This is a genomic window from Streptomyces sp. NPDC048197, assembly GCF_043202395.1.
Lineage (GTDB): Bacteria > Actinomycetota > Actinomycetes > Streptomycetales > Streptomycetaceae > Streptomyces > Streptomyces siderophoricus.
This window is the reverse complement of record NZ_JBIDAJ010000033.1, coordinates 16,388-42,877: the sequence shown is the minus strand read 5'-3', so window position 1 is coordinate 42,877 and position 26,490 is coordinate 16,388. Positions and strand designations below refer to the sequence as shown.

The 26,490-nt window shown below is 73.0% G+C and carries 26 protein-coding genes and 1 tRNA gene; 8 read left to right on the top strand and 19 right to left on the bottom strand.

The window, feature by feature from the left end:
- Window positions 1-22: 22 nt before the first annotated feature.
- The 6 genes from ACGF4C_RS31330 to ACGF4C_RS31305 all read right to left on the bottom strand — a co-directional run bounded on the left by ACGF4C_RS31330 (window position 23) and on the right by ACGF4C_RS31305 (window position 7,883).
- Complete coding sequence (locus ACGF4C_RS31330; RefSeq protein WP_393570766.1) at window positions 23-1,990, bottom strand: bifunctional metallophosphatase/5'-nucleotidase; 1,968 nt, start codon at window positions 1,988-1,990, stop codon at window positions 23-25.
- A 229-nt stretch (window positions 1,991-2,219) separates the two neighbouring features.
- A complete protein-coding gene (locus ACGF4C_RS31325; RefSeq protein WP_393570764.1) occupies window positions 2,220-3,767 on the bottom strand; it encodes an MFS transporter in 1,548 nt (515 codons plus the stop codon).
- Window positions 3,764-4,315 carry a TetR/AcrR family transcriptional regulator gene (locus ACGF4C_RS31320; RefSeq protein ID WP_393570762.1) on the bottom strand — a complete coding sequence of 184 codons (552 nt, stop codon included), beginning with the start codon at window positions 4,313-4,315 and terminating at the stop codon, window positions 3,764-3,766. The genes ACGF4C_RS31325 and ACGF4C_RS31320 overlap by 4 nt, the downstream gene beginning before the upstream one ends.
- 121 nt (window positions 4,316-4,436) lie before the next feature.
- On the bottom strand, window positions 4,437-5,870 hold the full coding sequence (gene argH, locus ACGF4C_RS31315; RefSeq protein WP_393570760.1) for an argininosuccinate lyase: 1,434 nt from the start codon (window positions 5,868-5,870) through the stop codon (window positions 4,437-4,439).
- 294 nt (window positions 5,871-6,164) lie between these two features.
- The gene (locus tag ACGF4C_RS31310; protein ID WP_393570758.1) at window positions 6,165-7,361 is read right to left on the bottom strand and encodes an argininosuccinate synthase; all 1,197 of its coding nucleotides are present in this window, start codon (window positions 7,359-7,361) and stop codon (window positions 6,165-6,167) included.
- 150 nt (window positions 7,362-7,511) lie between these two features.
- On the bottom strand, window positions 7,512-7,883 hold the full coding sequence (locus tag ACGF4C_RS31305; protein WP_393570836.1) for a DUF488 domain-containing protein: 372 nt from the start codon (window positions 7,881-7,883) through the stop codon (window positions 7,512-7,514).
- Between the two features lie 152 nt (window positions 7,884-8,035).
- Here ACGF4C_RS31305 and ACGF4C_RS31300 point away from each other — a divergent pair.
- Window positions 8,036-8,109, top strand: a tRNA-Pro gene (locus ACGF4C_RS31300).
- Between the two features lie 143 nt (window positions 8,110-8,252).
- Here ACGF4C_RS31300 and ACGF4C_RS31295 read toward each other — a convergent pair.
- Genes ACGF4C_RS31295 through argC form a run of 5 tightly spaced genes read right to left on the bottom strand, consistent with a single transcriptional unit; the run spans window position 8,253 to window position 13,138 of the window.
- Window positions 8,253-8,792, bottom strand: a complete 540-nt coding sequence (locus tag ACGF4C_RS31295) for an arginine repressor (protein WP_030413081.1) — start codon at window positions 8,790-8,792, stop codon at window positions 8,253-8,255.
- Window positions 8,793-8,800: 8 nt separating this feature from the next.
- A complete protein-coding gene (locus ACGF4C_RS31290) occupies window positions 8,801-10,039 on the bottom strand; it encodes an acetylornithine transaminase (RefSeq protein ID WP_393570755.1) in 1,239 nt (412 codons plus the stop codon).
- Window positions 10,036-10,965, bottom strand: a complete 930-nt coding sequence (gene argB / locus ACGF4C_RS31285) for an acetylglutamate kinase (RefSeq protein ID WP_393570753.1) — start codon at window positions 10,963-10,965, stop codon at window positions 10,036-10,038. Before argB ends, ACGF4C_RS31290 begins: the two co-directional genes overlap by 4 nt.
- Window positions 10,962-12,113, bottom strand: a complete 1,152-nt coding sequence (argJ, locus tag ACGF4C_RS31280) for a bifunctional glutamate N-acetyltransferase/amino-acid acetyltransferase ArgJ (protein ID WP_393570751.1) — start codon at window positions 12,111-12,113, stop codon at window positions 10,962-10,964. The genes argB and argJ overlap by 4 nt, the downstream gene beginning before the upstream one ends.
- Window positions 12,110-13,138 (bottom strand): N-acetyl-gamma-glutamyl-phosphate reductase, encoded by a 1,029-nt coding sequence (argC, locus tag ACGF4C_RS31275; protein WP_393570749.1) that lies wholly within the window; start codon window positions 13,136-13,138, stop codon window positions 12,110-12,112. The genes argJ and argC overlap by 4 nt, the downstream gene beginning before the upstream one ends.
- A gap of 99 nt (window positions 13,139-13,237) precedes the next feature.
- On the opposite strand from argC, the gene ACGF4C_RS31270 reads away from it, so the two are divergent.
- Entirely contained in the window at window positions 13,238-13,990 is a 753-nt protein-coding gene (locus tag ACGF4C_RS31270) for a VOC family protein (RefSeq protein ID WP_393570747.1), read from the top strand.
- A 134-nt stretch (window positions 13,991-14,124) separates the two neighbouring features.
- On the opposite strand, the gene ACGF4C_RS31265 is transcribed toward ACGF4C_RS31270, so the two are convergent.
- Window positions 14,125-14,316 carry a DUF1059 domain-containing protein gene (locus ACGF4C_RS31265; RefSeq protein WP_393570745.1) on the bottom strand — a complete coding sequence of 64 codons (192 nt, stop codon included), beginning with the start codon at window positions 14,314-14,316 and terminating at the stop codon, window positions 14,125-14,127.
- A 141-nt stretch (window positions 14,317-14,457) separates the two neighbouring features.
- On the opposite strand from ACGF4C_RS31265, the gene ACGF4C_RS31260 reads away from it, so the two are divergent.
- A complete protein-coding gene (locus ACGF4C_RS31260; RefSeq protein WP_393570743.1) occupies window positions 14,458-15,549 on the top strand; it encodes a class I SAM-dependent methyltransferase in 1,092 nt (363 codons plus the stop codon).
- Between the two features lie 106 nt (window positions 15,550-15,655).
- Entirely contained in the window at window positions 15,656-16,417 is a 762-nt protein-coding gene (locus tag ACGF4C_RS31255) for a response regulator transcription factor (RefSeq protein WP_393570741.1), read from the top strand.
- Window positions 16,418-16,511: 94 nt separating this feature from the next.
- On the opposite strand, the gene ACGF4C_RS31250 is transcribed toward ACGF4C_RS31255, so the two are convergent.
- On the bottom strand, window positions 16,512-17,057 hold the full coding sequence (locus ACGF4C_RS31250) for a PadR family transcriptional regulator (RefSeq protein WP_393570739.1): 546 nt from the start codon (window positions 17,055-17,057) through the stop codon (window positions 16,512-16,514).
- Between the two features lie 128 nt (window positions 17,058-17,185).
- Between ACGF4C_RS31250 and ACGF4C_RS31245 the strand changes: the two genes are divergently transcribed.
- Window positions 17,186-18,148, top strand: a complete 963-nt coding sequence (locus ACGF4C_RS31245) for an alpha/beta hydrolase (RefSeq protein ID WP_393570737.1) — start codon at window positions 17,186-17,188, stop codon at window positions 18,146-18,148.
- A gap of 57 nt (window positions 18,149-18,205) precedes the next feature.
- On the opposite strand, the gene ACGF4C_RS31240 is transcribed toward ACGF4C_RS31245, so the two are convergent.
- The 5 genes from ACGF4C_RS31240 to ACGF4C_RS31220 form a co-directional block, all read right to left on the bottom strand.
- Window positions 18,206-18,577, bottom strand: coding sequence for a DUF4333 domain-containing protein (locus tag ACGF4C_RS31240; RefSeq protein ID WP_393570735.1), 372 nt, complete (start codon window positions 18,575-18,577; stop codon window positions 18,206-18,208).
- Window positions 18,578-18,582: 5 nt separating this feature from the next.
- A complete protein-coding gene (locus ACGF4C_RS31235) occupies window positions 18,583-19,392 on the bottom strand; it encodes a hypothetical protein (RefSeq protein WP_393570733.1) in 810 nt (269 codons plus the stop codon).
- A 210-nt stretch (window positions 19,393-19,602) separates the two neighbouring features.
- Window positions 19,603-20,172 carry a histidine phosphatase family protein gene (locus ACGF4C_RS31230; protein WP_393570731.1) on the bottom strand — a complete coding sequence of 190 codons (570 nt, stop codon included), beginning with the start codon at window positions 20,170-20,172 and terminating at the stop codon, window positions 19,603-19,605.
- Between the two features lie 86 nt (window positions 20,173-20,258).
- Complete coding sequence (locus ACGF4C_RS31225) at window positions 20,259-20,711, bottom strand: GNAT family N-acetyltransferase (RefSeq protein ID WP_393570729.1); 453 nt, start codon at window positions 20,709-20,711, stop codon at window positions 20,259-20,261.
- Window positions 20,712-20,769: 58 nt separating this feature from the next.
- Complete coding sequence (locus ACGF4C_RS31220; RefSeq protein ID WP_393570727.1) at window positions 20,770-22,266, bottom strand: PLP-dependent aminotransferase family protein; 1,497 nt, start codon at window positions 22,264-22,266, stop codon at window positions 20,770-20,772.
- Here ACGF4C_RS31220 and ACGF4C_RS31215 point away from each other — a divergent pair.
- Together ACGF4C_RS31215 and ACGF4C_RS31210 are read left to right on the top strand one after the other, a co-directional pair.
- Window positions 22,265-23,266, top strand: a complete 1,002-nt coding sequence (locus ACGF4C_RS31215; RefSeq protein ID WP_393570725.1) for a DMT family transporter — start codon at window positions 22,265-22,267, stop codon at window positions 23,264-23,266. The genes ACGF4C_RS31220 and ACGF4C_RS31215 overlap by 2 nt on opposite strands.
- Before the next feature lie 231 nt (window positions 23,267-23,497).
- A complete protein-coding gene (locus ACGF4C_RS31210; protein WP_030808734.1) occupies window positions 23,498-23,707 on the top strand; it encodes a DUF1918 domain-containing protein in 210 nt (69 codons plus the stop codon).
- Window positions 23,708-23,796: 89 nt separating this feature from the next.
- Here ACGF4C_RS31210 and ACGF4C_RS31205 read toward each other — a convergent pair whose 3' ends face one another.
- Complete coding sequence (locus tag ACGF4C_RS31205) at window positions 23,797-25,026, bottom strand: glycoside hydrolase family 10 protein (RefSeq protein WP_393570723.1); 1,230 nt, start codon at window positions 25,024-25,026, stop codon at window positions 23,797-23,799.
- A gap of 159 nt (window positions 25,027-25,185) precedes the next feature.
- Here ACGF4C_RS31205 and ACGF4C_RS31200 point away from each other — a divergent pair, with 159 nt between their 5' ends.
- A complete protein-coding gene (locus tag ACGF4C_RS31200; RefSeq protein ID WP_030413063.1) occupies window positions 25,186-26,043 on the top strand; it encodes a 3-hydroxybutyryl-CoA dehydrogenase in 858 nt (285 codons plus the stop codon).
- Window positions 26,044-26,490: the final 447 nt, after the last annotated feature.

The following is a 26,490-nucleotide window of genomic DNA, read 5'->3' as shown; positions in this document are numbered from 1 at the left end:
AGCGGACGGGGCCCTTCGGGTGTCAGCAGGGCACCCGGAAGCCGCCGGGGGCGCGCTGGCCCTCGGCGCCGCCGGTCAGCGCGGAGCGCAGGGCCGCCTCGGGGCGCGGCACCACGCTGCCGTCCTGGAGCAGTTGCTGGCGCTGGGTGACGGTGCCGGTGCGCGCGCCGCGCACCGCGGCGTTCTTGACCGCGACCCGGTTGAGAGGGGCGGGCACCAGCCGCTTCCGGGTCCGTACGAAGGCGATGAAGCTCTCGAAGTCGCGGGTGTGCCGCACGGGTGCGGTGAAGCCGGTGAAGGCGCTGAAGCCGTCCTGGTTGATGAGGGTGTAGGAGGGCGCGGCGAGGCGGTAGCTGCGCCTGAGGTCGAGGGGCCTGCCGTCGATGAGGACCTCGGCGGGGTCCACCCGGCGGCCGACCTTGCCGGCGGCGTCGAAGGTGTAGCGGACGTTGGCGGAGACGGCGAGGGGGGAGAAGCCGAGGCCGCCGCCGGGGGTCGGCGCCCACTGTTCCTCCAGGGCGTCGTGGATCTGCCGGCCGGTGACGGTGACGGTGACGATCGGGTCGCCGAAGCCGACCGCGTTCCAGGCCTGGGCGAAGGTGACGGTGCCGTCCGACTCCTCGTCGAGGATCAGGTCCCCGGCGATGACCGCCTGGCCGACGCGCGGGGCGACCGCGATGACGGCGAGGTCGGCGGGGGTGTCGGGGTGCTCGGCGGGGTCGGCCGTCGGGCCGGGCGGCTGCCGGCCCGCCCACAGGGCCCAGTCGGCGACGAGGTTGCCCATGGTGGACTCCCCCAGTTCGTTGCGGCGCCGGGTGAAGGAGGCGGTCTGGGTGCCGATCTTGGTGCGGGCCCGCCGGCTGCCGTAGCCGGCCCAGTAGGCGGCGATCGACTTGAGTTCCGGATCGGGCGCCACATCGCGGGTGTTGGGGTGGTTGACGGAGGTGGTCAGCTCCCGGACCACCGACCCGGTGTCGGGGTCGAGGCGCAGATTGATCTCGTTGATGATCTGGCCGTAGCAGCCGGCCTCGACGAAGGGGCGGGGCTCGCCGTCGGGGTCGGGCAGCATCATGGTGAAGGCGCAGTGCCAGTGGCCGGTGACGATGGCGTCGATGTCCGGCGAGGCGCGCAGCGCCAGTTCGTAGGCGGGTCCGGAGGGGTTCTTGCCGCTGGAGAAGTCGCTGCCGGCGACCGCGCCGTCGTGCATGCTCAGCACGATCGCGTTGACGCCGCGTGACTTGAGCTCGGCGGCGCAGCGGTTGGCGGTCTCCAGTTCGTCCAGGGTGCGCAGGCCGGGCTGGTAGGAGCCGGGGAAGGACTCGGTGCCGATGGCGGTGAGGTGGATGAAGCCGATCGGCAGCCGGCGGCCGCCGCCGGCGTCCACGTGCACGATGTTGTACGGCGGAAGGACGCGTTCGCCGGTGGCGTTCCACACCATGTTGGCGCTGTAGTACGGGAAGTCCGCACCGCGGAAGCGGCGGCCGGTGGAGTCCTTGAAGTCGTCGTCGCGGCCGGCGGTGGGGAAGGCGTCGCCGTCCTCCATGTGCGAGGTCAGGAAGCGGGCGGACTTGTCGAATTCGTGGTTGCCGGCGGAGGCGAAGTCCAGGCCCATGGCGTTGAGCGCCTCGATGGTGGGCTCGTCGGCGAAGGCGGCCGCGTCGAACTCCCAGCCGGAGAAGAGGTCGCCGGGGGCGAAGAACAGGGAGTTGGAGCGGCCGTCGCGCAGCCGCTCCAGGTGGGCGGCCATATAGGCGACGCCGCCCACGGTGTAGGTCTTCCCGCCGGCTCCGGTGATGACGGAGTGGGCACCCGGGGCGCCCTGCAGATAGCCGTGCAGGTCGGTGATGTTGAGGAGCTGGACGTCGACGTATTCGTCGGCGGTGGCCGCGTCGCGGGCGTGGCCGGTGGCGTAGGCGTTGCTTCCGATGGCGCTCGCGGTGGCCAGAGCCCCTGCGGCGGTGAAGAAGGACCGTCGTCCGATGTCGCGCACTGCGTCACTCTCCTGAGCGGGCCGTCCGTAGGGGGACGACCGGAGAGTCGAACGAGCCGCGCCTGACGGCCGGTCACCAGCGCGCGTACCGGGCGTGAACGGGCGGGGACAGTCGCCCCCAGGGCGTGTCCTATGGATCATCGCGGGTGCGGGGCGGGGTGATCCACCGGACACGCCCTGAGGCGGGGGTGCGCCCGCCGTCCGGCGGAGCGGCGGGCGTGCGGCGGGGTTACCTGCTGTCGGCGAGTTCCTGGCCGCGGAGCAGGAACCAGGCGGCGCCCGCCGCGGCGAGCAGCACGGCGGAGCCGACCGCGGCGGCGGAGTCCACGCCGTCAACGAAGGAGTGCTGAGCCGCCCTCATCAGGACCGCGCCCTGGTGGGAGGGGAGCTGGACGGCGGTCTCGACGGCGCCGCCGAGCGATTCGCGGGCCGCGCCGACGGCGTGCTCGGGAACGCCCTCCGGGGCGGGGAAGCCCCGGTAGATGCTGGTGACGATGGAGCCGAGCAGGGCGATGCCGAGCGCGGCGCCCAGTTCGTAGGCGGTCTCGGAGACCGCGGAGGCGGCGCCGGCCTCCTCCTTGGGCACGCTGGAGAGGATCACGTCCGCGGTGACGGTGAAGGAGAAGCCGGCACCGACGCCGACGACGAAGAGGATGACGCACATCGCGGCGGTGCCGGTGTCGGCGTGCAGGGTGGTGCAGCCGGCCAGCGCGATCCCGACCACGGCCAGGCCGCCGGCCACCACGATCCGTACGGACAGCTTGCGGGCGACCCAGCCGGCGGCGAGCCCGGCGCCCACCGCGCCGATGGCGGCCGGCAGTTCGACCAGGCCGGCGTTGAGGGGCGAGCGCAGCTGCACCATCTGGAGGAACTGGGAGAGGAAGAAGACCAGGCCGGACAGTCCGAGGATGGTCAGCAGGTCGGCGAGGACGGCCCCCGAGAAGCCCCGGTGGTGGAAGAGCTTCATGTTGAGCAGCGGGGATTCCAGGGTGAGCTGCCGGCGGACGAAGACGAACAGGGCGAGGACGCCGAGGACGGCGGTCAGCGCGACATCCCAGCGGTAGCCGTCCACCGCGGCTTCCTTGACGGCGTAGACGACACCGACGATGCCCACCAGGGCCAGCAGCACGCTGGGGATGTCCCAGGGGCCGGGGTCGGGGTTGCGGGACTCGGGGATCACCTTGGCGCCGACGGCGACCAGGAGCAGCATCACCGGCAGGTTGATGAGGAAGACCGAGCCCCACCAGAAGTGCCCCAGGAGGAAGCCGCCGAGGACCGGGCCGACGGCCATGCCGGCCGACGCCATGGCGCCCCAGATGCCGATGGCCAGGCTGCGTTCCCGGGGGTCGTGGAAGAGGTTGCGGATCAGCGCGAGGGTGGCCGGCATCAGGGTGGCGCCGGCGACGCCCTGCAGCGCCCGGGCGGCGATCATCATCTCCGGGCTGGTGGCGTAGGCGGCGAGCACCGACATCGCGCCGAACGCGACCGAGCCCATCAGCAGCAGCTTCTTGCGGCCGATGCGGTCGCCGAGGCTGCCCATGGAGACCAGCAGGCCGGCGATGACGAAGGAGTAGATGTCGCCGATCCACAGCAGTTGGGTGCCGGAGGGGCGGAGGTCCTCGCTGAGGAAGGGGGTGGCGAGGCCGAGGACCGTGGCGTCGACGCCGACCAGCAGGACGGCCAGCACCAGGACGGCCAGCGCGAGCCAGCGTCCCGGGCGGGGCTGGTCGTCCACATGGGCCGAACCGGCCCGGCCTGACGCTATGGTCTCGGTCATTTCTCCATGCTCCGTCGGATGCCACCGAGCAGCAGCTCGGCGATCGAGTGGGTGAGGTCGTTGCGGGCGACCCGTCCTTCGTGGACGGACCAGGCGCCGGCGCCGAGCAGGCCGTAGAACGCCTCGGTGAACCAGGCGGCGCTCAGGTCGAGGCGGAAGTCGCCGTCCTCCTGGCCGCGGCGGAAGAGGGCGGTGATGCGGGCGTCGAGTTCCGCCCAGCCGGCGTTGATCTCACCGTCCTCGAAGAGCTGGTTCTCGGTGAAGAGGAACGCGAGGACGGCGGCGACCGGTTCGGCCTCCCGGATCAGCCGGCGCAGTGCGGCCGGGGCGTCGCCCTCGTCGAGCCGGGCGGTGTCCATCGCCTGCGCGAATTGGGTGATCCCGTGCTCCTCCAGCGCTCTGATCAGGGCGTCCCGGCCGGCGAAGTGCCGGTGCAGGGTGGCGCGGCTGATGCCGGCGGCGCGGGCGATCTCGTCCATCGACGTCGACGCCCGGCGCGTCAGCAGCGCGGCGGCTTCCTTGAGTACCCGTTCACGATCCAGGGCCATGAGACACAGGATATCCGAATGAGACATCAATGTCTCATGCGAGACACGTACGCCCTCATGCCGACGGCCCGCATCCGGGGTCTGTTCCGGATACGGGCCGGCGGTACGGGTCCGTCGTCGTCTACCGCGGCTGCTTGGCCGCCGCCCACTCCTGCTGCCGCACCAGGTCGGCGCGCAGCTCCGCGAGCTGGACCGCCACCGCCGAGGGCGCGGTGCCGCCGCGGCCGTTGCGCGCGGCGAGCGCGCCGGGGACGTTGAGCACCTCGCGGACCTCGGGGGTCAGATGCGGCGAGATCTTGGCGAACTGCTCGTCGGTGAGCTCGTCCAGCTCGATGCCGTGCGCCTCGCACTCCTTGACGCAACCGCCGGCGACCTCGTGCGCCACCCGGAACGGCACGCCCTGCTTGACCAGCCACTCGGCGATGTCGGTGGCGAGCGAGAAGCCGGCCGGGGCGAGCTCTTCCATCCGCTCGCGGTGGACGGTCAGGGTGGCCATCATGCCGGTGAACGCCGGGAGCAGCACCTCCAGTTGGTCGCAGGAGTCGAAGACCGGCTCCTTGTCCTCCTGGAGGTCGCGGTTGTACGCCAGCGGCAGCGCCTTGAGCGTGGCCATCAGGCCGGTCAGGTTGCCGATGAGGCGGCCCGACTTGCCGCGCGCCAGCTCCGCGATGTCCGGGTTCTTCTTCTGCGGCATGATCGACGAGCCGGTGGAGAAGGCGTCGTGGAGGGTGACGAAGGAGAACTCCTTCGTGTTCCAGATGATGATCTCTTCCGCGATCCGCGAGAGGTTCACCCCGATCATCGCGGTGATGAAGGCGAATTCGGCGACGAAGTCGCGGGAGGCGGTGCCGTCGATGGAGTTGCCGGCGCTGCCGTGCTCGAAGCCGAGGTCGCGGGCCACCGCCTCCGGGTCGAGACCGAGGGACGAACCGGCCAGCGCGCCCGAGCCGTACGGCGAGACGGCGGTCCGCTCGTCCCACTGCCGCAGCCGCTCGGCGTCCCGGGACAGCGGCTGCACATGCGCCAGGACGTGGTGCGCGAACAGCACCGGCTGGGCGTGCTGCAGATGCGTACGGCCCGGCATCGCCACGTCCGGGTGGGCCTCGGCCAGGCCGATCAGCGCCTCCTGGAGGTCGGCGATCAGTCCGCCGATGATCCGGGCGTGATCGCGCAGGTACATCCGGAAGAGGGTGGCGACCTGGTCGTTGCGGGACCGGCCGGCCCGCAGCTTGCCGCCCAGATCCGGGCCGAGCCGCTCCAGCAGCCCGCGCTCCAGGGCGCTGTGCACGTCCTCGTCGGCGACGGTGCCGGTGAACGAGCCGTCGGCGACGTCCGCCTCCAATTGGTCGAGCCCGGCGAGCATGCGCGCCAGCTCGTCCTCGCTGAGCAGCCCGGCCTGGTGCAGGACCCGGGCGTGCGCCCTCGACCCGGCGATGTCGTACGGCGCGAGGCGCCAGTCGAAGTGGACGGACGCCGACAGCTGGGCCAGGGCCTCGGCGGGACCGTCGGCGAACCGGCCGCCCCAGAGCCGGACGTCACCGCTGTTGCTGCTCAACTCTGCTCCTCGCAAGGGATGGGATGTGCGGCCGCCTCCCCACCGCTGGGCGGGGAGGCGGCCGTGGTACGAACTGCCGTCGGGCCAACGAGCCGGGCCCGGGCCGGGTCGCGTCGGGCTAGGCCCTGTCGTCAAACTCCCGTCGTTCGCCCGGAGGGCGGCCTCGCGGCGTCTGGTGCGTGCGATCGCAAGGCGGAGGGTCATCCCGGTACTGGGTGTACCGGGATGAGCCCGACAACGCAGCGAGCGTGCGTGCCAGGCGTCGCGAGGCAGGCGGGAGTTTGACGACAGGGCCTAGGCCCGCAGTTGACGTTGTGCCGCGATCTTGCTCGACATGCCGAAGAGCTCGATGAAGCCCTTCGAGAGCGACTGGTCGAAGGTGTCGCCGGTGTCGTACGTCGCCAGGTTGAAGTCGTACAGCGACCGGTCGGACTTCCGGCCGGTGACCACGGCGCGGCCGCCGTGCAGGGTCATCCGGATCTCACCGGACACCTGCTGGTTGGCCTCCTCGATGAAGCCGTCCAGCGCCCGCTTGAGCGGGGAGAACCACAGGCCGTCGTAGACCAGCTCGCCCCAGCGCTGCTCGACCTGGCGCTTGTAGCGGGCGAGTTCGCGCTCGACGGTGACGTTCTCCAGCTCCTGGTGGGCGGTGATCAGCGCGATCGCGCCGGGCGCCTCGTACACCTCGCGGGACTTGATGCCGACCAGGCGGTCCTCGACCAGGTCGATCCGGCCGACGCCCTGGGCGCCGGCCCGCTGGTTGAGCTCCTTGACGGCCTGCAGGACCGTGACGGGCCTGCCGTCGAGGGCGACCGGCACGCCCTCGTGGAAGGTGATGACGACCTCGTCCGCCTCGCGCGGGGTGGCCGGGTTCTGGGTGTACTCGTAGACGTCCTCGATGGGCGCGTTCCAGATGTCCTCCAGGAAGCCGGTCTCCACGGCCCGCCCGAAGACGTTCTGGTCGATGGAGTACGGCGACTTCTTGGTGGTGGCGATCGGGAGGTTCTTCGCCTCGCAGAAGGCGATCGCCTTGTCCCGGGTCATGGCGTAGTCACGGACCGGGGCGATGCACTTCAGGTCGGGGGCGAGGGAGGAGATGCCGGTCTCGAAGCGGACCTGGTCGTTGCCCTTGCCGGTGCAGCCGTGGGCGACCGTGGTGGCGCCGTGCTTCTTGGCGGCGGCCACCAGGTGCTTGACGATCACCGGCCGGGAGAGCGCCGAGACCAGCGGGTACCGGTCCATGTACAGCGCGTTGGCCTTGATCGCCGGGAGGCAGTACTCGTCGGCGAACTCGTCCCTGGCGTCCGCGATCTCGGCCTCGACCGCGCCGCAGGAGAGCGCCCGCTTGCGGATGACGTCCAGGTCCTCGCCGCCCTGACCGACGTCCACGGCGACGGCGATGACCTCGGCGCCCGTCTCCTCGGCGATCCAGCCGATGCAGACGGAGGTGTCCAGGCCGCCCGAGTAGGCGAGTACGACGCGCTCGGTCACGGGTCTCTCCTTACGTGCATTCCTCGATCGGCATAAGTATGCACTCCACCGTATGCTTCGTCAATGAACCGGGAAAAGGCCCAGGTCAGCGACGTCAGCTCGGCGACGGGCCGGACGCATCGACCACCCGTCGAACCCCTCAGAACCCCGTCAGAGCCCCTTCTCCAGCACCTCGACCAGCACGGCGACATGGCTGAGCGGCACCTCCTTCGTCGCCGTCAGCAGCGTCAGCGGCCCCTGGTCGGCGAGCCCCCGCAGCCGCTGCAGCGCCTCCCCGGCCGCCTCCTCCTGCGCCAGCTCCGCGCGGTACCGCTCGGCGAACCGCTCGAACCGTGCCTCCTCGTGCCCGTACCAGCGCCGCAGCTCCGTGGAGGGCGCCACCTCCTTGCACCACTCCGTCAGCCGCGCGTCCTCCTTGGACAGCCCGCGCGGCCACAGCCGGTCCACCAGCACCCGCGCCCCGTCCGCCTTCTCGGCCGGCTCGTACACCCGCCGCGCCCGGATCCCCGCACCGTCCGACATTTCAGCCATATCCCCATCGAAACACGGAAGCCACCGCCCCGCCGCGAGGCCGGGAAGCGCCCCTCGGGGACCCCGCTTTGGATTCGCGGCCCGGGACAGGGTATTTTTCTTCTGCACGCCCCGGCCGGGACTCCTCCGGCCGGCCGCAGCACCGGGACGTGGCGCAGCTTGGTAGCGCACTTGACTGGGGGTCAAGGGGTCGCAGGTTCAAATCCTGTCGTCCCGACGGTGCAAAGGGCCCATGGCCCACGAGAAGGCCCTGCCGCACTTCGGTGCGGCAGGGCCTTCGGCGTTCCTGCGGGCGGGCACCACTGACCCGCCCGCGGCCGGGCGGGACGGCGGGGCGGGTGGTTCAGCGGGGCGGGTGGTTCAGCGGGCCTTCTGGGCCAGGCGGAGCAGATGGTCGGCGAGGGCCTGGCCGCCGAGCGGGTCGCGGCTGATGAGCATCAGGGTGTCGTCGCCGGCGATGGTGCCGAGGATGTCGTGCAGCTCCGCCTGGTCGATGGCGGAGGCCAGGAACTGGGCGGCGCCGGGCGGGGTGCGCAGGACGACGAGGTTGGCGGACGCCTCGGCGGAGATCAGGAGTTCGCCGGAGAGGCGGCGCATCCGCTCCTCCTTGGCGGACTCGCCCAGCGGGGCCCGCGGCTTGCGGTCGCCGCCCTCGCTGGGCACCGCGTAGATCAGCTCGCCACCGGTGTTGCGGATCTTCACCGCACCCAGTTCGTCCAGGTCGCGGGAGAGCGTCGCCTGGGTGACGGACAGGCCGTCGTCGGCGAGCAGCTTCGCGAGCTGGCTCTGGGAGCGGACCGGCAGCCGGTTGAGGATGTCCACGATCCGGCGGTGGCGGGCGGTGCGGGTCTGCGGTACGGCCTGGCCGTTGTGCACCTCGTTGTCCTGCGGCTCGCTCATCGGTCTCGTCAGTCTCCGGATCGTTGTTCCCCGTCGGCCCCTTGGCGGACCGTGTTGAGGACGGCGGGGAGCCTCCGCAGGAACGTGTCCGCCTCGTCGTCGGAGACGATCAGCGGCGGGGCGAGCCGGATGACGTCCGGCGCGACCGCGTTCACCAGGAGACCCGCGTCCTGAGCCGCCTGCTGCACGCGCGGCGCGAGCGGCTCCGTCAAGACGATACCGAGGAGCAGGCCCGCGCCGCGGACCTGGCCGACCATTGGGTCGCCCAGCGCCTCGATCCCGGCCCGCAGCCGCTCGCCGACGCGCTTGACGTTCGCCAGCACGCCGTCCGCCTCGATGGTGTCGAGAACGGCGAGGGCGCCGGCGCAGACGACCGGGTTGCCGCTGAAGGTCGAGCCGTGCGAGCCGGGGGTGAGCAGGCCGGCGGCGGGGCCGAAGGCGAGGGTGGCGCCGATCGGCAGACCGCCGCCGAGGCCCTTGGCGAGGGTGATGACGTCCGCCTCGACGCCCTGCGCCTGGGACTCCAGCCAGTGGCCGGTCCGGCCGATGCCGGTCTGGATCTCGTCCAGGACCAGCAGGGTGCCGGTGGCCGCGGTGATCTCCCGGGCGGCGCGGAGGTAGCCGGGCGGCGGCACGACCACGCCGTTCTCGCCCTGGATGGGCTCCAGGACGACGAGGGCGGTGTCGGTGGTGACGGCGGCCCGGAGCGCCTCCACGTCCCCGTACGGGACGTGGCTGACGTCTCCGGGGAGCGGGGCGAACGGGGCCTGCTTGGCGGGCTGGCCGGTGAGCGCGAGGGCGCCCATGGTGCGGCCGTGGAAGCCGCCTTGGGTGGCGACCATGTGGGTGCGCCCGGTCAGCCGGCCGATCTTGAAGGCGGCTTCGTTGGCCTCGGCGCCGGAGTTGGAGAAGTAGACCCGGCCGGGGCGCCCGCCGGCCAGCGCGAGCAGCCGCTCGGCGAGGGCCACGGTGGGCTCGGCGACGAAGAAGTTCGAGACGTGGCCGAGGGTGGCGACCTGGTCGGAGACCGCGCGGACCACGGCGGGGTGCGCGTGCCCGAGGGCGTTGACCGCGATGCCGCCGAGGAAGTCGAGGTATTCCTTGCCGTCGGCGTCCCACACCTTGACGCCCTCGCCGCGGACCAGGGGGACGCGCGGGGTGCCGAAGTTGTCCATCATGGCGCCCTGCCAGCGCCGGGTGAGGCCCGCGTTGGTCGCCGGCCCCTGGTCGTGTGCCTCCTGGCTCATGACTCCCCCTCGGTTTCCGCGTCCGGCACGACCATCGTGCCGATCCCTTCGTCGGTGAAGATCTCCAGCAGGATCGAGTGCTGGACCCGCCCGTCGATGACCCGGGCGGTGTGCACGCCGTTGCGCACGGCGTGCAGGCAGCCCTGCATCTTCGGGACCATGCCGCTGGCCAGGTCGGGCAGCAGCTTCTCCAGTTGGCCGGCGGTGAGCCGGGAGATCACCTCGTCGCTGTGCGGCCAGTCCTCGTAGAGGCCCTCGACGTCGGTGAGGACCATCAGCGTCTCGGCGCCGAGGGCGGCGGCCAGGGCGGCGGCCGCGGTGTCGGCGTTGACGTTGAAGACACCGGAGGCGCCGGACCGCTCGTCCTCCTCGTCGTTGCTGCGGGCGATGGAGGAGATGACCGGGATCCGGCCGTCGTCCAGCAGCGCCTGGACCGCGCCGGGGTCGATGTCGGTGATCTCGCCGACCCGGCCGATGTCCACCCGCTCGCCGTCGATGTCGGCGTAGTGCTTGGTGGCGGTCATCAGGCGGGCGTCCTCACCGGTCATGCCGACGGCGAGCGGGCCGTGCTCGTTGAGCAGCCCGACGAGCTCGCGCTGGACCTGGCCGGCCAGCACCATCCGGACCACGTTCATCGCCTCGGGCGTGGTGACCCGCAGGCCGCCCTTGAACTCCGACGGCAGGCCCAGCAGGTCCAGATGGGCGCTGATCTGCGGGCCGCCGCCGTGCACGACGACGGGGCGCAGTCCGGCGTGCCGGAGGAAGACCACGTCCTGGGCGAAGGCGCGCTTGAGCTCCTCGTCGACCATCGCGTTGCCGCCGAACTTGATGACGACGGTCTTGCCGTGGTGGCGGGTCAGCCAGGGCAGCGCCTCGATGAGCGTGCGGGCCTTGGGCAGCGCGGTGTGCTTGCGGGTAGGGGTCATGAGGAGTACGCGCTGTTCTCGTGGACGTAGTCGGCGGTGAGGTCGTTGGTCCAGATGACCGCGGACTCGGTGCCGGCGGCGAGGTCGGCGGTGATCCGCACCTCCCGGTAGCGCATGTCGACCTGGTCGCGGTCCTCCCCGACCGAGCCGTTCTTGCAGACCCAGACGCCGTTGATGGCGACGTTCAGCTGGTCCGGCTCGAAGGCGGCGGCGGTGGTGCCGATGGCGGAGAGCACCCGGCCCCAGTTCGGGTCCTCGCCGTGGATGGCGCACTTGAGGAGGTTGTTGCGGGCGATGGAGCGGCCGACCTCGACGGCGTCCGCCTCGCTCGCCGCGTTGATCACCTCGACCTTGATGTCCTTGCTGGCGCCCTCGGCGTCCCGGATGAGCTGCTGGCCCAGGTCGTCGCAGACGGCCCGTACGGCCTCGGCGAACTCCGCGTATGCGGGCGTGACCTGGGAGGCACCGGAGGCGAGCAGCAGCACGGTGTCGTTGGTGGACATGCAGCCGTCGGAGTCGACCCGGTCGAAGGTGACCTTGGTGGCGTCCCGCAGGGCCCGGTCCAGGACGTCGCCGTCGAGGTCGGCGTCCGTGGTGAGCACGACGAGCATGGTGGCGAGGCCGGGCGCGAGCATGCCGGCGCCCTTGGCCATACCGCCGACGGTCCAGCCGTCGCCCTCGTGGACGGCGGTCTTGTGGACGGTGTCGGTGGTCTTGATGGCGATGGCGGCCTTCTCACCGCCGTGCTCGGAGAGCTGCGCGGCGGCGGACTCGACGCCCGGGAGCAGCTTGTCCATCGGGAGCAGGACGCCGATCAGGCCGGTGGAGGCGACGGCCACCTCGCCCGCGTTCAGGTCGAGGACCTCGGCGACCTTCTCGGCGGTGGCGTGGGTGTCCTGGAAGCCCTTCGGGCCCGTACAGGCGTTGGCCCCGCCGGAGTTGAGGACGACGGCGGAGACCGTGCCGCCCTTGAGGACCTGCTCGGACCACAGGACGGGGGCGGCCTTGACGCGGTTGGAGGTGAAGACGCCCGCGGCGGCGTGGCGGGGCCCGTTGTTGACCACGAGGGCCAGGTCCGGGTTCCCGCTGTCCTTGATCCCGGCGGCGATGCCCGCCGCCTGGAATCCCTTGGCTGCCGTCACACTCACGGCGCGACTCCGATCGTGGTGAGCCCCGTCGTCTCGTCGAGACCGAGGGCGATGTTCATGGACTGGACGGCACCGCCGGCGGTGCCCTTGGTGAGGTTGTCGATGGCGCTGATCACGATGATGCGGCCGGCGGCCTCGTCGTGCGCGACCTGGATCTGTACGGCGTTGGAGCCGTGGACGGCGGCCGTGGACGGCCACTGCCCCTCGGGCAGCAGGTGGACGAACGGCTCGTCGGCGAGCGCCTTCTCGTAGGCGGCGCGGAGGGACTCCCCGGTGACCCCGTCCCGGGCCTTGGCACTGCACGTGGCGAGGATGCCGCGCGGCATGGGCGCGAGCGTGGGCGTGAAGGAGACCGAGACCCGCTCCCCCGCGACCGCGCTGAGGTTCTGGATCATCTCGGGGGTGTGCCGGTGCCCGCCGCCGACGCCGTACGGGGACATGGAGCCCATGACCTCCGAGCCCAGCAGATGCGGCTTGGGGGCCTTGCCGGCGCCGGAGGTGCCGGAGGCGGCGACGATCACGGCCTCGTTCTCGGCGAGCCCCGCGGCGTAGGCCGGGAAGAGGGCCAGCGAGACGGCCGTCGGGTAGCAGCCGGGCACCGCGATGCGCTTGGAGCCCGCAAGGGCGGCGCGGGCACCCGGGAGTTCGGGGAGGCCGTAGGGCCAGGTCCCGGCGTGCTCGCTGTCGTAGAACTTCTGCCAGTCGCCGGCGTCCGCGAGCCGGAAGTCGGCGCCCATGTCGACGACGAGGACGTCCGGGCCGAGCTGCTCGGCGACGGCCGCGGACTGGCCGTGCGGCAGCGCCAGGAAGACGACGTCGTGGCCGGCGAGGACCTCGGGGGTGGTCTCCGCGAGGACCCGGTCGGCCAGCGGGAACAGATGGGGCTGGAGTGTGCCCAGGCGCTGCCCGGCGTTGGAGTTGGCCGTCAGCGCGCCGATCTCCACGTCCGGGTGGGCGAGCAGCAGGCGCAGGACTTCACCGCCCGCGTATCCGCTCGCACCGGCCACTGCCGCTCGTACCGTCATGGACCCTCCTCGTCGATGGCATGACTATACGGACTACAACAGTTTTATGCAACGCCGTCCTGCGGATGTCGTGGCAGGCCGGCACCTAAGATCGCCGGCATGGCACTGCGACCTGTTCAGGTGAACATCAAGGCTCTTGATCACTCGGCGGTCGGCCGGTTCTGGGCGGAGGCGCTCGGTTGGGGCCTGTCCAGCGAAGGGCCGGGCGTGACCAACGTGGAACCCGGCGGCGGCTTCGTCTGGCCGGACCCGGTCGCCGTCTGCATCGACGTCGTCGCCGTCCCGGAACCCAGGACCACCACGAAGAACCGTGTGCATCTCGATCTCGCCACCACCTCCGCGGCCCATCAGGCGGAGCTGGTCGCGCGCCTGAAGGCCCTCGGCGCGACGCCCGCCGACGTGGGCCAGGGCCAAAACGTGCCGTGGACGGTCCTCGCCGACCCCGAGGGCAACGAGTTCTGCGTGCTGGAGCCCCGGGAGATCTACCGGGACACCGGGCCGATCGCCGCGGTGGTGGTCGACTGCGCGGATCCGCGGGCCATGGCCCGCTTCTGGGACGAGGCGCTGGACTGGACGCTGCACGAGGTGGCCGACGACCGTGCGGTGTTGCGCTCCGCCGAGGGTGTCGGCCCGTATCTCGAATTCCTCCGCACGCCCGGCGGGCAGACCGTGCCGGACCGCGTCCATCTCGACCTCCTGCCGTACCCGGGTGACGACAAAGCGGCGGAGGTGGCCCGGCTGCGGGCCCTCGGCGCCACCGACCTCGATCTCGGCCAGGGTGACGTCCCGTGGACGTGCCTGGCCGACCCGGAAGGCCACGAGTTCTGCGTCCTCGCCCCCGCGAAGCGCTGAATCACACTGCGCTCTCTTCGCTCTCTTCGCTCTCTTCGCTCTCTTCCTGAGTTTTTGCCGTACGAACGGCCGCCCCGTGCTGCGGGGCGGCCGATGGCCTCGGCTTTCCCCGGCGGCCGGATGAGGGCCGGGGCTCAGGCGGGCTGCGGCATCTCGTTCTTCAGGGATTCCCGGATCTGTTCCCGCAGCTCGGTGCTGTCGGTGTGGCCGTGGACGGAGATGGCGTGCTCGGTGGCCGCGCGCACCACTTCCTCCTCCTCGCCGGAGATCACGAGGGAGCAGTTCATCTCGCTCGGGTAGTCACGGCAGTCGATCTTCTTGCGCATGGCGCACCTCCTCGCTTCCAGTGTCGGCGGGCGCCCGGGGCCCGCCGTATACGGCGAATCCCGTATGGCGCGCGGGGCGGCGGGGCTGGTGGAGTGGAAGGCGACCTGGTGGCCGCCTGGAGGCGACGGGAGGTGCGGGACGTGGCGACTTCGACCTCCGCCGGCGCCCCCTCCGGCGCCGTGGACCAGGAGCGGGTGCAGCAGTTCCTGGAGAAGGTGATCACCGACGGCGGGGCCGCGGTGGCCGGACTGTGCACCTCGCTCGGCGACCGGCTGGGCCTGTACACGGCCATGGCCGGCGCCGGTCCGCTCACCTCCGCCCGGCTCGCCGCCCGCACCGGCCTGGTAGAGCGCTACGTCCGCGAATGGCTGGACGCCCAGGTGGCCGGCGAGTACGTCACGTACGCCCCGGGGACCGACACCTACCAGCTGCCCGACGAGCACGCCGCCGTCCTGGCGGATCCGGACCGGAGCACGTACGCGGCCGGGTTCTTCACCATGCTGCAGGCCGTGTACGCCACCGAGGACAGCCTGATGGACGCCTTCCGCACCGGCGAGGGGGTCGGCTGGGAGGAGCACGGACCGGCGCTGTTCGCCGGCACCGCGAAGTTCTTCCGCCCCGGCTACACGGCCGCGCTGGTACCGGAGTGGCTGACCTCGCTGGACGGTGTGGTGGAGAAGCTGGAGCGCGGTGCGCGGGTCGCCGACGTCGGATGCGGCTACGGCTACTCCACGACGCTGATGGCCCGGGCCTTCCCCCGGTCGTACTTCCGGGGCTTCGACTTCCACCGCCCGTCCGTCGAGGCCGCCCGCGGCATCGCGGCCGAGCGGGGACTGGCCGACCGGGTCAGCTTCGAGGTCGCCACCGCACAGGACTTCCCGGGCGAGGGCTTCGACCTGATCACGTTCTTCGACTGCCTGCACGACATCGGCGACCCGGGCGGCGCGCTGCGGCACGCCGAGCAGGCGCTGGCCGACGGCGGCACCTGCATGATCGTCGAGCCGAACGGGTCGGCCAACGCCCAGGAGAACGCCAATCCGGTGGGCCGGGCGCTGACCGCCGCCTCGGTCGCCGTCTGCCTGCCGTCCGCGCTGGCCCAGCACGGACCGCAGGCGCTGGGGAACCACGCGGGTGAGGAGGCGATGCGGAAGATCGCCGACGATGCCGGGCTCCACCACTGGCGGCTCGCCGCCGAGAGTCCGGTCAACCGCGTCTATGCCGTCGGGCGTTAACCGCGCCTGACGCGCCCGGCCGGTCTTCCCCCGGCCGGCCGGGTGGCACCCCGGGGCCGGGCGGATCTGCCTTGACGGGCCCCGGCCCCCTCGGCACGCTGGGTACATGACCCCGGCCGCGGAGGTCGGCCTGCGACGGATCCTCGCCGTCGTGGACCTCCTGATGGATGCCGTCATCGATGCCGTCGACGAGGAAACCCTCGTTCCGGTGCTGCTTCCGCTGCTGCTCGGGGCGGTCCCCGGCGACAGCATCGTCTGGTCGCCGCACGCCGGGAGTACGGAGCGCCCGTTCACCGTCCCCGCCGGCCTGCTGAGCCAGGACGTCCGCGACGCCTTCGACCGCGAGGCGGCCTCCGACTCCCTCGTCCTGCACACCACTGTCGGCCCCGGCACGCCGATGCGCCGCTCGACGCTGCAGACCCGCCGCGAGTTCCACGCACTGGCCGCCTACCCGGACGTCTACCGGCCGCTCGGCGCCGAACACCAGCTGGCGATGTCCTTCCCGGCCGGCCGCGCCGACGAGCCGCCGCGCAAGGTGTGCGTGGCGGTCAGCCGGAACGGCAGCGACTTCTCCGACGACGACGTGGCCACCGCCGCGCTGCTCCGCAGCCGGCTCACCCGGGTCCTCACCCGGCTCGCCCCGGCGCTGCCCGCCCCGCCGCCGGTCACCCGCCGGGAGTCCGCCGTACTCGCCCTGCTGGCCCGTGGTCTGACGAACCAGCAGATCGCGCACCGGCTGGCGATCAGCCCGCGCACGGTCGACAAACACCTGGAGCACGTCTACGCGAAGCTGCGGGTCGGCAGCCGCGTCGAGGCGGCGAACGCCTGGCTGACGCGGGACGCGGCGGTGGCGCGGCCGGTCCGGTAGCGGCGGTTGGTCCGGTAGCGGCGCTGGGCCCGGTAGCGGCGGTTGCCCGGCCGGTCCGGTAGCGGCGGTTGCGCGTCCGCCGCCGCCGTCGGCTTCAGCCGTCCAGCCGGTCCGGGTCGGCGGCCACCGACTCCCAGAACTCCGCGTGGGCGCGCTCGTGCAGCACCCCGAGGCGCAGCAACCGGGCCCGGGAGCGCTGCCGGGAGTCCTCGGCCGGATCGAGGGCCGCGCGCAGCGACTCGTAGTGGGCGAGCCATCCGCGGTGCCGTTCGGCCTGGCGGGTGGCCAGCGCGACGATGTCCGCGGCGGTGCCGAGATCGGCGAAGAACAGCTTCAGCTGGGCCGGGTCGCGGGTCTCCGCCTCGGGGGTGTCGGGGTCGGCCAGCCAGCGTTCCAGGGCGGCGCGGCCCTCGGCCGTGAGGTGGAAGATCCGCCGGCGGCGGCCCGCCGTCTCGGTCTCCTCCCGCAGCAGACCGGCCTGCGCCAGCTCCGCCGGGATGCGGTACAGCTGCGCATGCAGGATCGGCCAGAACGGCTGGATGTCGTCCTCGACGCGGGACTTGAGCTCGTACGGCGTCATCGCCCCGTGCCGCGCGATCAGACCGAGCACGACATATCTCGCCGGGCTGTACTCCGCCATCCTCCGCCGCCTCCCAGTCACCTTGACACCATCTCATTGAGACCATACCTTCCCTCTCACCGAGACCATCTCAATGAGATGGTTGAGGTGTCGCCTCCCAGTCATGCGCCACAGAAACGGGGAATCCCATGCCCGGCCGCACCACCCCGCCCGCCGTCCGTCCGCATCCCGAACTGGCCGCGGTCCTCGGCCAGTTGCCACCGCGCCCCGCCGACCCGTACGCCGACATCGAGGCGGTGCGCAGCGGCTTCCGGCAGCTCATGGCACCGCTGATGCCGGCCCACGACCCGCGGGTGACCGTGCGGGAGACGACCCTCCCGGGACCGGACGGAAACCTCCTCGACGTACAGGTGCTGCGCCCCGCAGGCGCCGAGGGGGTGCTGCCCGGCGTCCTCTACCTGCACGGCGGCGGCTTCGCGTACGGGGAGCTGGACGGGCCCAGCCCGATGGCCCGCCACGCCTGTGTCGCCGCGGGAGCGGTGGTCGTCAACGTCCATTACCGGCTGGCCCCCGAGCACCGCTACCCGGCCGGGGTCGAGGACTGCTACGCCACGCTGGAATGGATGGCCGCGACGGCGGACGAACTCGGCATCGACCGCGAGCGGATCGCCGTCACCGGAGCCTCCGCCGGCGGCAATCTGAGCGCCGCGCTCTGCCTGATGGCCCGCGACCGCCAGGGGCCGCGGATCGCCTTCCAGTGCCTGCTGATCCCCTGCCTGGACGACCGGGACCGGACCGCCTCCCGGCGGCGGATCGCCGACCCGCGGATCATCAACGGCACCGGCATCGCCCGCACCTGGGACACCTACCTCGGCCCCGGCCGCGGCCCCGACACCCCCGCCTACGCGGCCCCCGCCCGGGCCACCGACCTCACCGGACTGCCGCCCGCGTACGTCCTGACCTGCGGCCTCGACCCGCTCCGCGACGAGGGACTGGAGTACGCCCGGCGCCTCATGGAGGCGGACGTCCCGGTCGAGGTCAGGGACGTCCCCGGCGCCTGGCACTTCTTCGAGGCGTACGCCCCGGAATCCGGCCTGGCCCGCCGCACCACCGACCACTGGCTGGCCGCGCTGCGCACCGCCCTCAACTGACGGGCCGTGGTCCCCAACGGCCGCCGGTTGTCAGCACGTTGGGGACTCGGCGGGCATTCAGTGCGGAACGGAGCGGCGGCGGTAGGTCACCTTGTTGTCGTGGACCCGGGTGACCTCGACGGTCAGGTGGCGGTACCGGCCGATCGGGAAGTGCGCCGTACAGCGCACCGCGGCTGACCGCACCGGCCGCAGGTCGCCCGAGCAGTGCACCGCGTCCGGGCCGCTGCGGAACGGGAGGGTGAGCTGGCCGCTGAGGGTGCGGGCGATCTCGCTGCGCGGCACGGTGTGGGTGCCGTCGTCGACCTCGCTGGTCGCGTCCCGGCCGTGGAGCGCGGGCACGACGAGCACGAGGAGGACGGCGCCGGCCGCGAGGAGGGCGGTGAGCAGGCCGAGGAGCAGCCCGCGGCGGGGCGGTGGCTGGCCGGTCACCGCCGTCAGCCCTGGGCCCGGCGGGCGCGCCGGCGCTGGGCCGAGGCTCCCCAGCCGGCCGCGCCGAGCAGCGCCAGGCCGCCGAGCACCGCCGCCGTCCGGTCACCGTCGTGGCCGGCCGCGCCGCCGAGACCGGTGCGCGAACCACCCTGCGGGACATACCGGCCGGAGTCGTCGGAGAGCCCGGAATCGTCGAGCCCGGAGCGGTCGGAGAGCACCTCGTCCGCCTGGGCTGCGTCCTCGGGGGCCTCGGGGGCCGAGCCGCCGGAGAAGGTCCCGGCGCCGTCGGAGACCGGCGTGGCCAGGAGCGCGCCGTCCGTGACGGTCAGGGTGCCGGTGGCGGTTTTCGCCGCCTTCCGGCCGCCGCCGTCCTCCTGCCCGGCGCGGGCCGCCTGGTACACCGCATGGTGCGGCCCGGCGCCCGTAGCGCCGCCGCAGACGACGGTGACCCGGTACGTGCCCGCGGCGACGCCCCGCGGCAGCACCGCGGTGCCGCCCGCCTGGCCGGCCGTCGCGGACAGCCGCAGGGCCGGGATGTCCGGGCTGTCGAAACGGGCCTCGGCGGTCCCGCCCGCGCAGACGCCGCCGTCGTACACCGAGAAGGCCCCGCCGGGCGCCACCCGCTCGGGCTGGACGGTCACCGCGCCGGAGGCGTCCGGCGCGAGCCCGGAGGCGGCCTTGGACGCGGCGCCGCCCACCGCCTCGCTCACCGCGTCGGTGGCGGCGTCCGCACCGTCCCCGTCACCGAAGAGCAGGACGGACACCGCCAGACCACCGGCCGCCAGCGCATAGAGAGGAATGTGGCTTATGTGCATACCCCACAGAGAAGCGCCCCGCCCGGCGGCCCGCACCTCGATGGGGACCGCGGCCGCCGCCCGCAGCCCGGCACAACGCCGCGGCCGACACCGTTTGCGCAGGTCACACGGGGTGCGCATGCCCCGGACAGCGGAACGCGCGGACTGGGCCTTACGGGTGGTGACGATTCGTGACGGACAGCGAGGGCCGGAACCGGCTGCCGAGGCCCGTCACGCCTCCAGCCGGAGGTCCCATTTGCCGGAGCGGCCGGCGAGGGTCACCACCGACAGCGGCCGGACGTCGATGCGCCAGTACGCGTGCGGCGGTGCCTGGAGGGCGTAGACCAGGGCGGCCCGGACCACGCCGGGTTCGGCGACCGCGAGCAGCCCGGCGGCGTCCTCGACCGGGCGGGTGTCCAGCCAGCCGCCGACCCGGGTGATGAAGGCCAGCAGTGATTCCCCGCCGTGCGGGGCCGAGCGGGGGTCGGCCAGCCAGGTCTCGACCGCCGCCGGCTCGGCCGCCGCGACCTCCCCCAGGGTGCGGCCGCGCCAGCGCCCCATGTCGCAGTCGCGCAGCGCCGGTTGGGGCAGCGGGCGCAGGCCCAGCCCTTCCCCGGTCTCCCGGCAGCGCGCGGACGGCGAGCAGTAGCGCAGCTCGGCGGCGGCGAGCCGGCACAGCACGGGCGCGGCCCGCTCGACCTCCTGCCAGCCCACCGCGTCGAGCGGGCGGTCGTCGTCGAACTGCGTGGCGAGCAGCGCGGAGCTGCGGGCCGCGGCCAGCAGCGAGAGTCGAACGCTCATTCGCCGATGGTAAGAGGAGGACCGGCCGACCGGACCTCGCTTGCGCGGATCCCGAGCGGTCCGCCTCGGATCCCGAGCGGCCCGCCTCAGATCCCGAGCGGGCCCGGGTCGATCAGCCCGAGGGTCATCCACTGCTCGGGCGCCACCAGCGGCCGGAAGCCGACCTTCTGGTAGACGCCGTGGGCGTCCTTGGTGGCGAGGGTGAGCCGGTTCAGCCCGCTGGGCGCCAGGTGGTCGGCGACGGCCTCGACCAGGGCCGTGCCCAGCCCCTTGCCGCGGTCGTCCCGGCAGACGTAGACGTCGCAGAGCCAGGCGAAGGTGGCGTGATCGGTCACGACCCGGGCGTACGCCACCTGACGGCCGGAACCGGACGCGTACAGGCCGAAGTTGAGCGAGCCCGCGACGGCGCGGTCGTGCAGGGCCCGGGGCCGGTCCAGCGCCCAGTAGGCGTCGGTGGCGAGCCAGTCGTGGACCAGGTCGGCGTCCAGGCGGGCCGGGTCGGTGGAGATCTCGTAGCCGTCGAGGGCGTGGGCGTTCATGCCGGGAGATTCCCAGAAGGACGGCGGCGGCGTCGAACCGGTGTGCCCCCGGCCGCCGTCATTCGACGGCCACCCCCAGTTCGTCGCAGGCCGTGCGCAGCCGGCGGACGCCCTCGGTGATCTCGGCCGGGCCGGCCGCGGCCGCGAAGCTCAGCCGGAGGTGCCCGGCCGGCGGCTCGGCGGCGAAGTACGGGCGGCCGGCCGCGACCGCGACCCCGGCCCGCAGCGCCGCGTCCGTCAGCGCGGCCTCGTCGGCGCCGTCCGGCAGCCGCAGCCAGAGCTGGTAGCCGCCGCACGGCACGTACGGGCCGCCGTCCCGGCCGGGAATGCCGCCGTACGCGGCGCCGGACCCGGCGAGGGCCGGCAGCCGGCCCGCGAGCGCCGCGGTCAGCGCGTTCCGGCGGACGGTCAACTCGCTCGCGATGAACCGGAGATGGCGTCCCCAGGCGGGTGATCCGACCAGTTCCAGGGCGGTCTCCTGGAGCGGCTGGGGCACGAAGAAGTTGTCGACGACCTGGATGGCGCGCAGCCGGTCGCGGACCGGGCCGCGGGCGGCCAGTGCGGCCACCCGGAGGTTGGGCGAGGTGGCCTTGGTCAGGGAGCGGATGTGCACGACGGTGCCGTCCCGGTCGTCGGCCATCAGGGTCGGTGGCAGCGCGGCCGCGTCGTCGTGGACCAGCAGCCGGGCGAAGTCGTCCTCGATCACGAAGGCGCCGGCCGCCCGCGCCACCCGGAGCACCTCGCGCCGCCGCTCGGCGGAGAGCACCGCCCCGGTCGGGTTCTGGAACAGCGGCTGGCAGACGAAGAGCCGGGCGCCACTGACCCGGAAGGCGTCGGCCAGCAGGTCCGTCCGTACGCCGTCCGCGTCCACCGGTACCGGCACCGGGCGCAGCCCGGAGGCGCGGGCGACGGCGAGCATGCCGGGGTACGTCGGCGATTCGACGAGGACGGGGGCGCCGGGCGCGGCGAGCGCGCGCAGTGCGGCGGTCAGGGCGTTCTGGCCGCCGGCGGTGATCTGTACGTCGCTCGCGGCGAGCGCGCCCCCGGGGCCGCCGATCTCCCGGGCGAACCAGGCGCGCAGCTCCGGCACGCCGTCGACCGGGGGCCGCGTCCAGGCGCCCGGCCGGCGGCCGGCCCGGGCCAGGGCGGCGGCGAGGGCGCGTTCGGGCTGCAGGTCGGGGTGCAGATAGCCGCCGTTGAGTTCGATGACGCCGGGGGCCGGGCGGGCGAGGGTGGCCACCACGCCCGACGCGTCGACGCTGCGCGGCACCTGGTCGCCGCCCGGTTCGGCGCTGAGCGCGATCTCCTGCCAGGAGGTGTCGGCCGGCCGGGGGGCCGTTGCCGGGGGCTCGGCGCGGAAGGCGCCGGCGCCGGGCCGGGTGGTGACCAGGCCCTCGGCGACCAGTTCGGCGAGGGCCCGGGAGACGGTCACGGGGCTCACCCGATGCCGCTCCACGAGAGCCCGGCTCGATGGCAGCTTCTCCCCTGGAGAGTAGCGCTTCAGCTCGTTCCTCAGGCTCGCGGCCAGCTCAGCCACACTGCTACGCTCTTGCATGAGAGCCAACGATAGCGCTACTACCGCCACAGCGATAGCGGTGAACGCCCCCGCCGCGGCCTCCAGGACCGCCGCCACCGCTGCCACCGTCGCCGCCACCGCCGTCGAGGCCCCGGAGGCCACCGGGTCCGCCGGCCGCACCCCGGCCGGCCGCGGAGCGCTGCTCGCCGGCCTGGGCGTGGCGTCCTTCTCCCTCACCTTCCCGGGGACCGCCTGGGCGCTGGAGGGCATGGGGCCCTGGACGGTGGTGATGCTGCGCAGCGTGCTGGCCGCCGTCCTTGCCGGCAGCGCGCTGGCCGTCCTGCGGGTACGCCTCCCCGAGCGCCGCCACTGGGCCGGGATCGCCATCGTGGCGGGCGGAGTGGTGCTCGGCTTCCCCCTGCTGACCACCCTGGCGCTGCAGACCTCCACCACCTCCCACGCGGCCGTCGTGGTCGGCCTGCTGCCGCTGACCACCGCCGCCTGCTCGGCCCTGCGCACCGGTGCCCGCCCGTCCCGCACCTTCTGGGTGGCGTCCCTGGTCGGCGCCGCCGTCGTCCTCGGCTTCGCGGTGCAGCAGAGCGGCGGCGCACCGGGCCGTGGTGACCTGCTGCTGTTCGCGGCGCTGCTGGTGTGCGCGGCCGGCTACACCGAGGGCGGCCGGCTGGCCCGCCACATGCCGGGCTGGCAGGTGATCGGCTGGGCGCTGGTGCTGTGCCTGCCGGTGACGGTGGCGGGTGCGGCGGTCGCGCTGTCCACCGAGCCGCTGCGGCTGACCGCCCACGCGGTCACCGGGCTGCTGTGGCTGGCGGCCGGCTCGCAGTTCCTGGGGCTGGTGGTCTGGTACCGCGGGATGGCCGTGATCGGCGTCTCCAAGGCGAGCCAGCTGCAGCTCGCCCAGCCGCTGCTGACCCTGGTGTGGTCGGTCCTGCTGCTCGGCGAACACCTGCCGCCGGCCGCGCCCGTGACGGCGCTGGCGGTCCTGGCCTGCATCGTGGTCACTCAGCGGGCGCGCGGGTGACCGGCCCGGGGGCGGCGCCCACACGCCCGGCCGCCGGTTCCGGGAGAACCGGCGGCCCGCTCCCCGGGTGCGCCGCGCCCCCGCGGACGTAAACTTGCCGCGATGGCAGATAGCGCGCCGTCCGGGCCGCGCCAGGCCCGTAACCCCTTAAACCGTTGGCCGTTCAACCGCTCGGCCGTCCCCTCGTCGGCCGTTCGGGTCGCATGGCCGCCCGAAGCGGGGAGGACCCTGATGCACGCGACCAAGGGCGACCGGCTGGTGGTGCACGGCAGGACCGTCGGGCATCACGACCGGGTCGTGGAAATCGTCGAAGTACTGGGGACGAACGGCGATCCGCCCTACCGCGTCCGCGCGGAGGACGGACACGAGGCGATCGTGTCGCCCGGGCCCGACTCGGTCGTCCGGCACGCCGAGACCTCCGACGTCGAACCCGGCCGCTGACCCCCTCGGCCGACCGGCCGAGGACCCACCGGGGCCACCCGGCCCCACCACCGACCCGCGCCGCGCGGACCGGCCCGGGGCGAGCGCCCCTAGGACCGTGCCGCGCTGCCGTAGTGGTCGCGCACGACCCGGGCCAGTGCGCCCACCCGGTCCCTGGCCACCTCCTTCGCCGAGAAGTAGACGTGCCCGCCGACCTGGGGGTAGCCGCGGGCGAAGGTGAGATGGCGGGAGAGTTCGGCCGGGTTCTTCCAGGCCGCCGGCTGACTGTCGCCCGCCTTGTAGAGCGCCTCGCCGATGTAGAGGTCGACGCCGGTGCCGTCGACCGTCCGTGACCACCACGGCACCAGCTCGGCGTAGTCGGCGGCCTTGGTGCCGATCGGCCAGTAGACCTGCGGCACGATGTAGTCGAGCCAGCCCTCGCGCACCCAGCGGCGGGTGTCGGCGTAGAGGTCGTCGTACGTCTCCACCCCCGCCTGGGTCCGGGAGCCGTTCTTGTCGGTGGCCTGGTTGCGCCAGACCGCGAAAGGGCTGACGCCGAAACGCACCCGGCGGCCCCGCTGTTGGCCGCCCTCGCCGAGCCGCTGCGCCATCTCGTACACCAGCCGGTCGATGTTGTCCCGCCGCCAGTCGGCCCGGTTGTCGAAGTCCTCGCCGTAGGTGTCGTAGGCCTCGTCGTCGTCGAATCTCTTGCCGGCGGCCGGATACGGATAGAAGTAGTCGTCGAAGTGCACCCCGTCGACGGAGTAGTGCTCCACCGCGTCGAGCATCGCGTCCTGGACGAACGTGCGGACCTCGGGCAGGCCGGGGTTGTAGTACAGCTTGCCGTTGTAGGGCACGATCCACTCGGGATGCCGGCGGGCCGGGTGGTCGGCGGTCAGCCGGTCCGGGTCGGTGTGGTTGGCGACCCGGTACGGGTTGCACCAGGCGTGCAGTTCGAGGCCGCGCCGGTGCGCCTCGCGGACCGCGAAGTCCAGCGGGTCCCAGCCCGGATCGCCGCCCTGCCGCCCGGTCAGCGACTCGGCCCAGGGCTCGTACGGGGACGGCCAGAGCGCGTCCGCGGCGGCCCTCACCTGGAAGAACACCGTGTTGAGCTGGTGCGCGACCGCCGCGTCGAAGTGGGCGCGCAGTTCGCGCTGCTGCTCGGCGGCGGTCAGCTTGGTACGCGAGGGCCAGTCGAGGTTGCCGACGGTGGCCAGCCACACCCCTCGCATCTCGCGCCGCGCCGCTCCCCCGGCCGGTCCGGCCGCCGCCGGCCCGAGTACCGAGCCCGCGATGCCGATCGCCGCCCTGCCGAACACCCTGCGTGTGATCTGTTGCATCAAAAATCCCCAGCTTGTCCGGTTCGTCCCGTCCTGCGGGCTCAGAATGCCCGCCCCGGAAGCCGTGGCCCAGCACCGCGCGGAGTAACGTCGGGGCCGAGGCGGCCGCCGGACCCTTACGGCGCACCGCCGGTCCTGAAGATCAGCGAAAGGCACGAGGTGACGGACATCGAACGCGTCGGAGTGGTCGGTTGCGGCCAGATGGGCGCAGGCATCGCCGAGGTGTGCGCCCGCGCCGGGCTGGACGTCATGGTCGCCGAGACCACGGGCGAGGCCCTGGAGCTGGGGCGTACCCGCCTGACCAACTCCCTCGGCAAGGCCGCCGAACGCGGCAAGATCACCCCCGAGGAACGCGACGCGACGCTCGACCGGCTCAGCTTCACCACCGACCTCGGGGAGTTCGCCGACCGCGACCTCGTCATCGAGGCCGTGGTGGAGAACGAGCAGGTCAAGACCGAGATCTTCCAGGTTCTCGACCAGGTCGTCAGCCGCCCGGACGCGATCCTGGCGTCCAACACCTCCTCCATCCCGCTGGTGAAGCTGGCGGTGGCCACCTCCCGCCCGGACCAGGTCATCGGCATCCACTTCTTCAACCCGGCGCCGGTGCAGAAGCTGGTGGAGCTCATCCCGGCGCTGACCACCGGCGAGGAGACCATCAAGCGCTCCGAGGCGCTGGTCCAGAACGTGCTGGACAAGCACGCCATCCGCGCCCAGGACCGCTCCGGCTTCGTGGTCAACGCCCTGCTCATCCCGTACCTGCTCTCCGCGATCCGGATGTTCGAGTCGGGCATCGCCAGCCGTGAGGACATCGACAACGGCATGGAACTGGGCTGCGCCCACCCGATGGGCCCGCTCAAGCTGTCCGACCTGATCGGCCTGGACACCGTCGCGTCGGTCGCCGCATCCATGTACGAGGAGTACAAGGAGCCGCTGTACGCCGCTCCCCCACTGCTCCAGCGGATGGTGGACGCGGGGCGGCTGGGGCGGAAGAGCGGGTCGGGGTTCTACCCGTACTAGGGAGTGCGGCGGGGCCGCCAACTGGCGCTGCTGCAGGGGGAGTTCACCTGGAGCAGCGCCGACGGCGGCGCTGCGGTCGGGTGGCTCTCGCGGTCCCCGCCAGATCCTCATCCGCATCCTTGCCCAGCCGACGGGGAATGCGCGGGGACCCGGCCCGGCGAGCGCCATCGACCGACAGGAAACTGACCCTGACCTGGGGCTTTGTGTCATTCCAAGCTGTCAGGGCCTTCCCGCTCACTCAGCGGAAAATCCCTGGAAAGTCCCTGGTCGCGGCGGCTCCACCAGCGCCTTCGAAGTGCGCACCGGCACGGCGGCTTCGCGGCGGCGCATCACGGGTGACAGGCTCCGAACCTGAGTCCGGGCCGACGGAGATGACGACCGTGTCGCGAGCGGCCTCCGGGGCGATCGTCAGGCCGGCCCGTTCGGGATCGCAGGGCGAGCGGGAGA

Excerpts from the sequence above, each read along its gene's own strand:
- ACGF4C_RS31320 (WP_393570762.1), bottom strand. The coding sequence starts at position 4,315 with ATGGCCCTGGATCGTGAACGGGTACTCAAGGAAGCCGCCGCGCTGCTG.
- ACGF4C_RS31210 (WP_030808734.1), top strand. The coding sequence starts at position 23,498 with ATGCACGCGACCAAGGGCGACCGGCTGGTGGTGCACGGCAGGACCGTC.
- ACGF4C_RS31295 (WP_030413081.1), bottom strand. The coding sequence starts at position 8,792 with ATGAGCGAGCCGCAGGACAACGAGGTGCACAACGGCCAGGCCGTACCG.
- argC (WP_393570749.1), bottom strand. The coding sequence starts at position 13,138 with ATGACGGTACGAGCGGCAGTGGCCGGTGCGAGCGGATACGCGGGCGGT.
- argB (WP_393570753.1), bottom strand. The coding sequence starts at position 10,965 with ATGACCCCTACCCGCAAGCACACCGCGCTGCCCAAGGCCCGCACGCTC.
- ACGF4C_RS31290 (WP_393570755.1), bottom strand. The coding sequence starts at position 10,039 with ATGAGCCAGGAGGCACACGACCAGGGGCCGGCGACCAACGCGGGCCTC.
- ACGF4C_RS31235 (WP_393570733.1), bottom strand. The coding sequence starts at position 19,392 with ATGCACATAAGCCACATTCCTCTCTATGCGCTGGCGGCCGGTGGTCTG.
- ACGF4C_RS31225 (WP_393570729.1), bottom strand. The coding sequence starts at position 20,711 with ATGAACGCCCACGCCCTCGACGGCTACGAGATCTCCACCGACCCGGCC.
- ACGF4C_RS31220 (WP_393570727.1), bottom strand. The coding sequence starts at position 22,266 with ATGCAAGAGCGTAGCAGTGTGGCTGAGCTGGCCGCGAGCCTGAGGAAC.
- ACGF4C_RS31215 (WP_393570725.1), top strand. The coding sequence starts at position 22,265 with ATGAGAGCCAACGATAGCGCTACTACCGCCACAGCGATAGCGGTGAAC.
- ACGF4C_RS31205 (WP_393570723.1), bottom strand. The coding sequence starts at position 25,026 with ATGCAACAGATCACACGCAGGGTGTTCGGCAGGGCGGCGATCGGCATC.
- ACGF4C_RS31250 (WP_393570739.1), bottom strand. The coding sequence starts at position 17,057 with ATGGCGGAGTACAGCCCGGCGAGATATGTCGTGCTCGGTCTGATCGCG.
- ACGF4C_RS31265 (WP_393570745.1), bottom strand. The coding sequence starts at position 14,316 with ATGCGCAAGAAGATCGACTGCCGTGACTACCCGAGCGAGATGAACTGC.
- ACGF4C_RS31245 (WP_393570737.1), top strand. The coding sequence starts at position 17,186 with ATGCCCGGCCGCACCACCCCGCCCGCCGTCCGTCCGCATCCCGAACTG.
- ACGF4C_RS31230 (WP_393570731.1), bottom strand. The coding sequence starts at position 20,172 with ATGAGCGTTCGACTCTCGCTGCTGGCCGCGGCCCGCAGCTCCGCGCTG.
- ACGF4C_RS31270 (WP_393570747.1), top strand. The coding sequence starts at position 13,238 with ATGGCACTGCGACCTGTTCAGGTGAACATCAAGGCTCTTGATCACTCG.
- ACGF4C_RS31255 (WP_393570741.1), top strand. The coding sequence starts at position 15,656 with ATGACCCCGGCCGCGGAGGTCGGCCTGCGACGGATCCTCGCCGTCGTG.
- ACGF4C_RS31305 (WP_393570836.1), bottom strand. The coding sequence starts at position 7,883 with ATGTCGGACGGTGCGGGGATCCGGGCGCGGCGGGTGTACGAGCCGGCC.
- ACGF4C_RS31325 (WP_393570764.1), bottom strand. The coding sequence starts at position 3,767 with ATGACCGAGACCATAGCGTCAGGCCGGGCCGGTTCGGCCCATGTGGAC.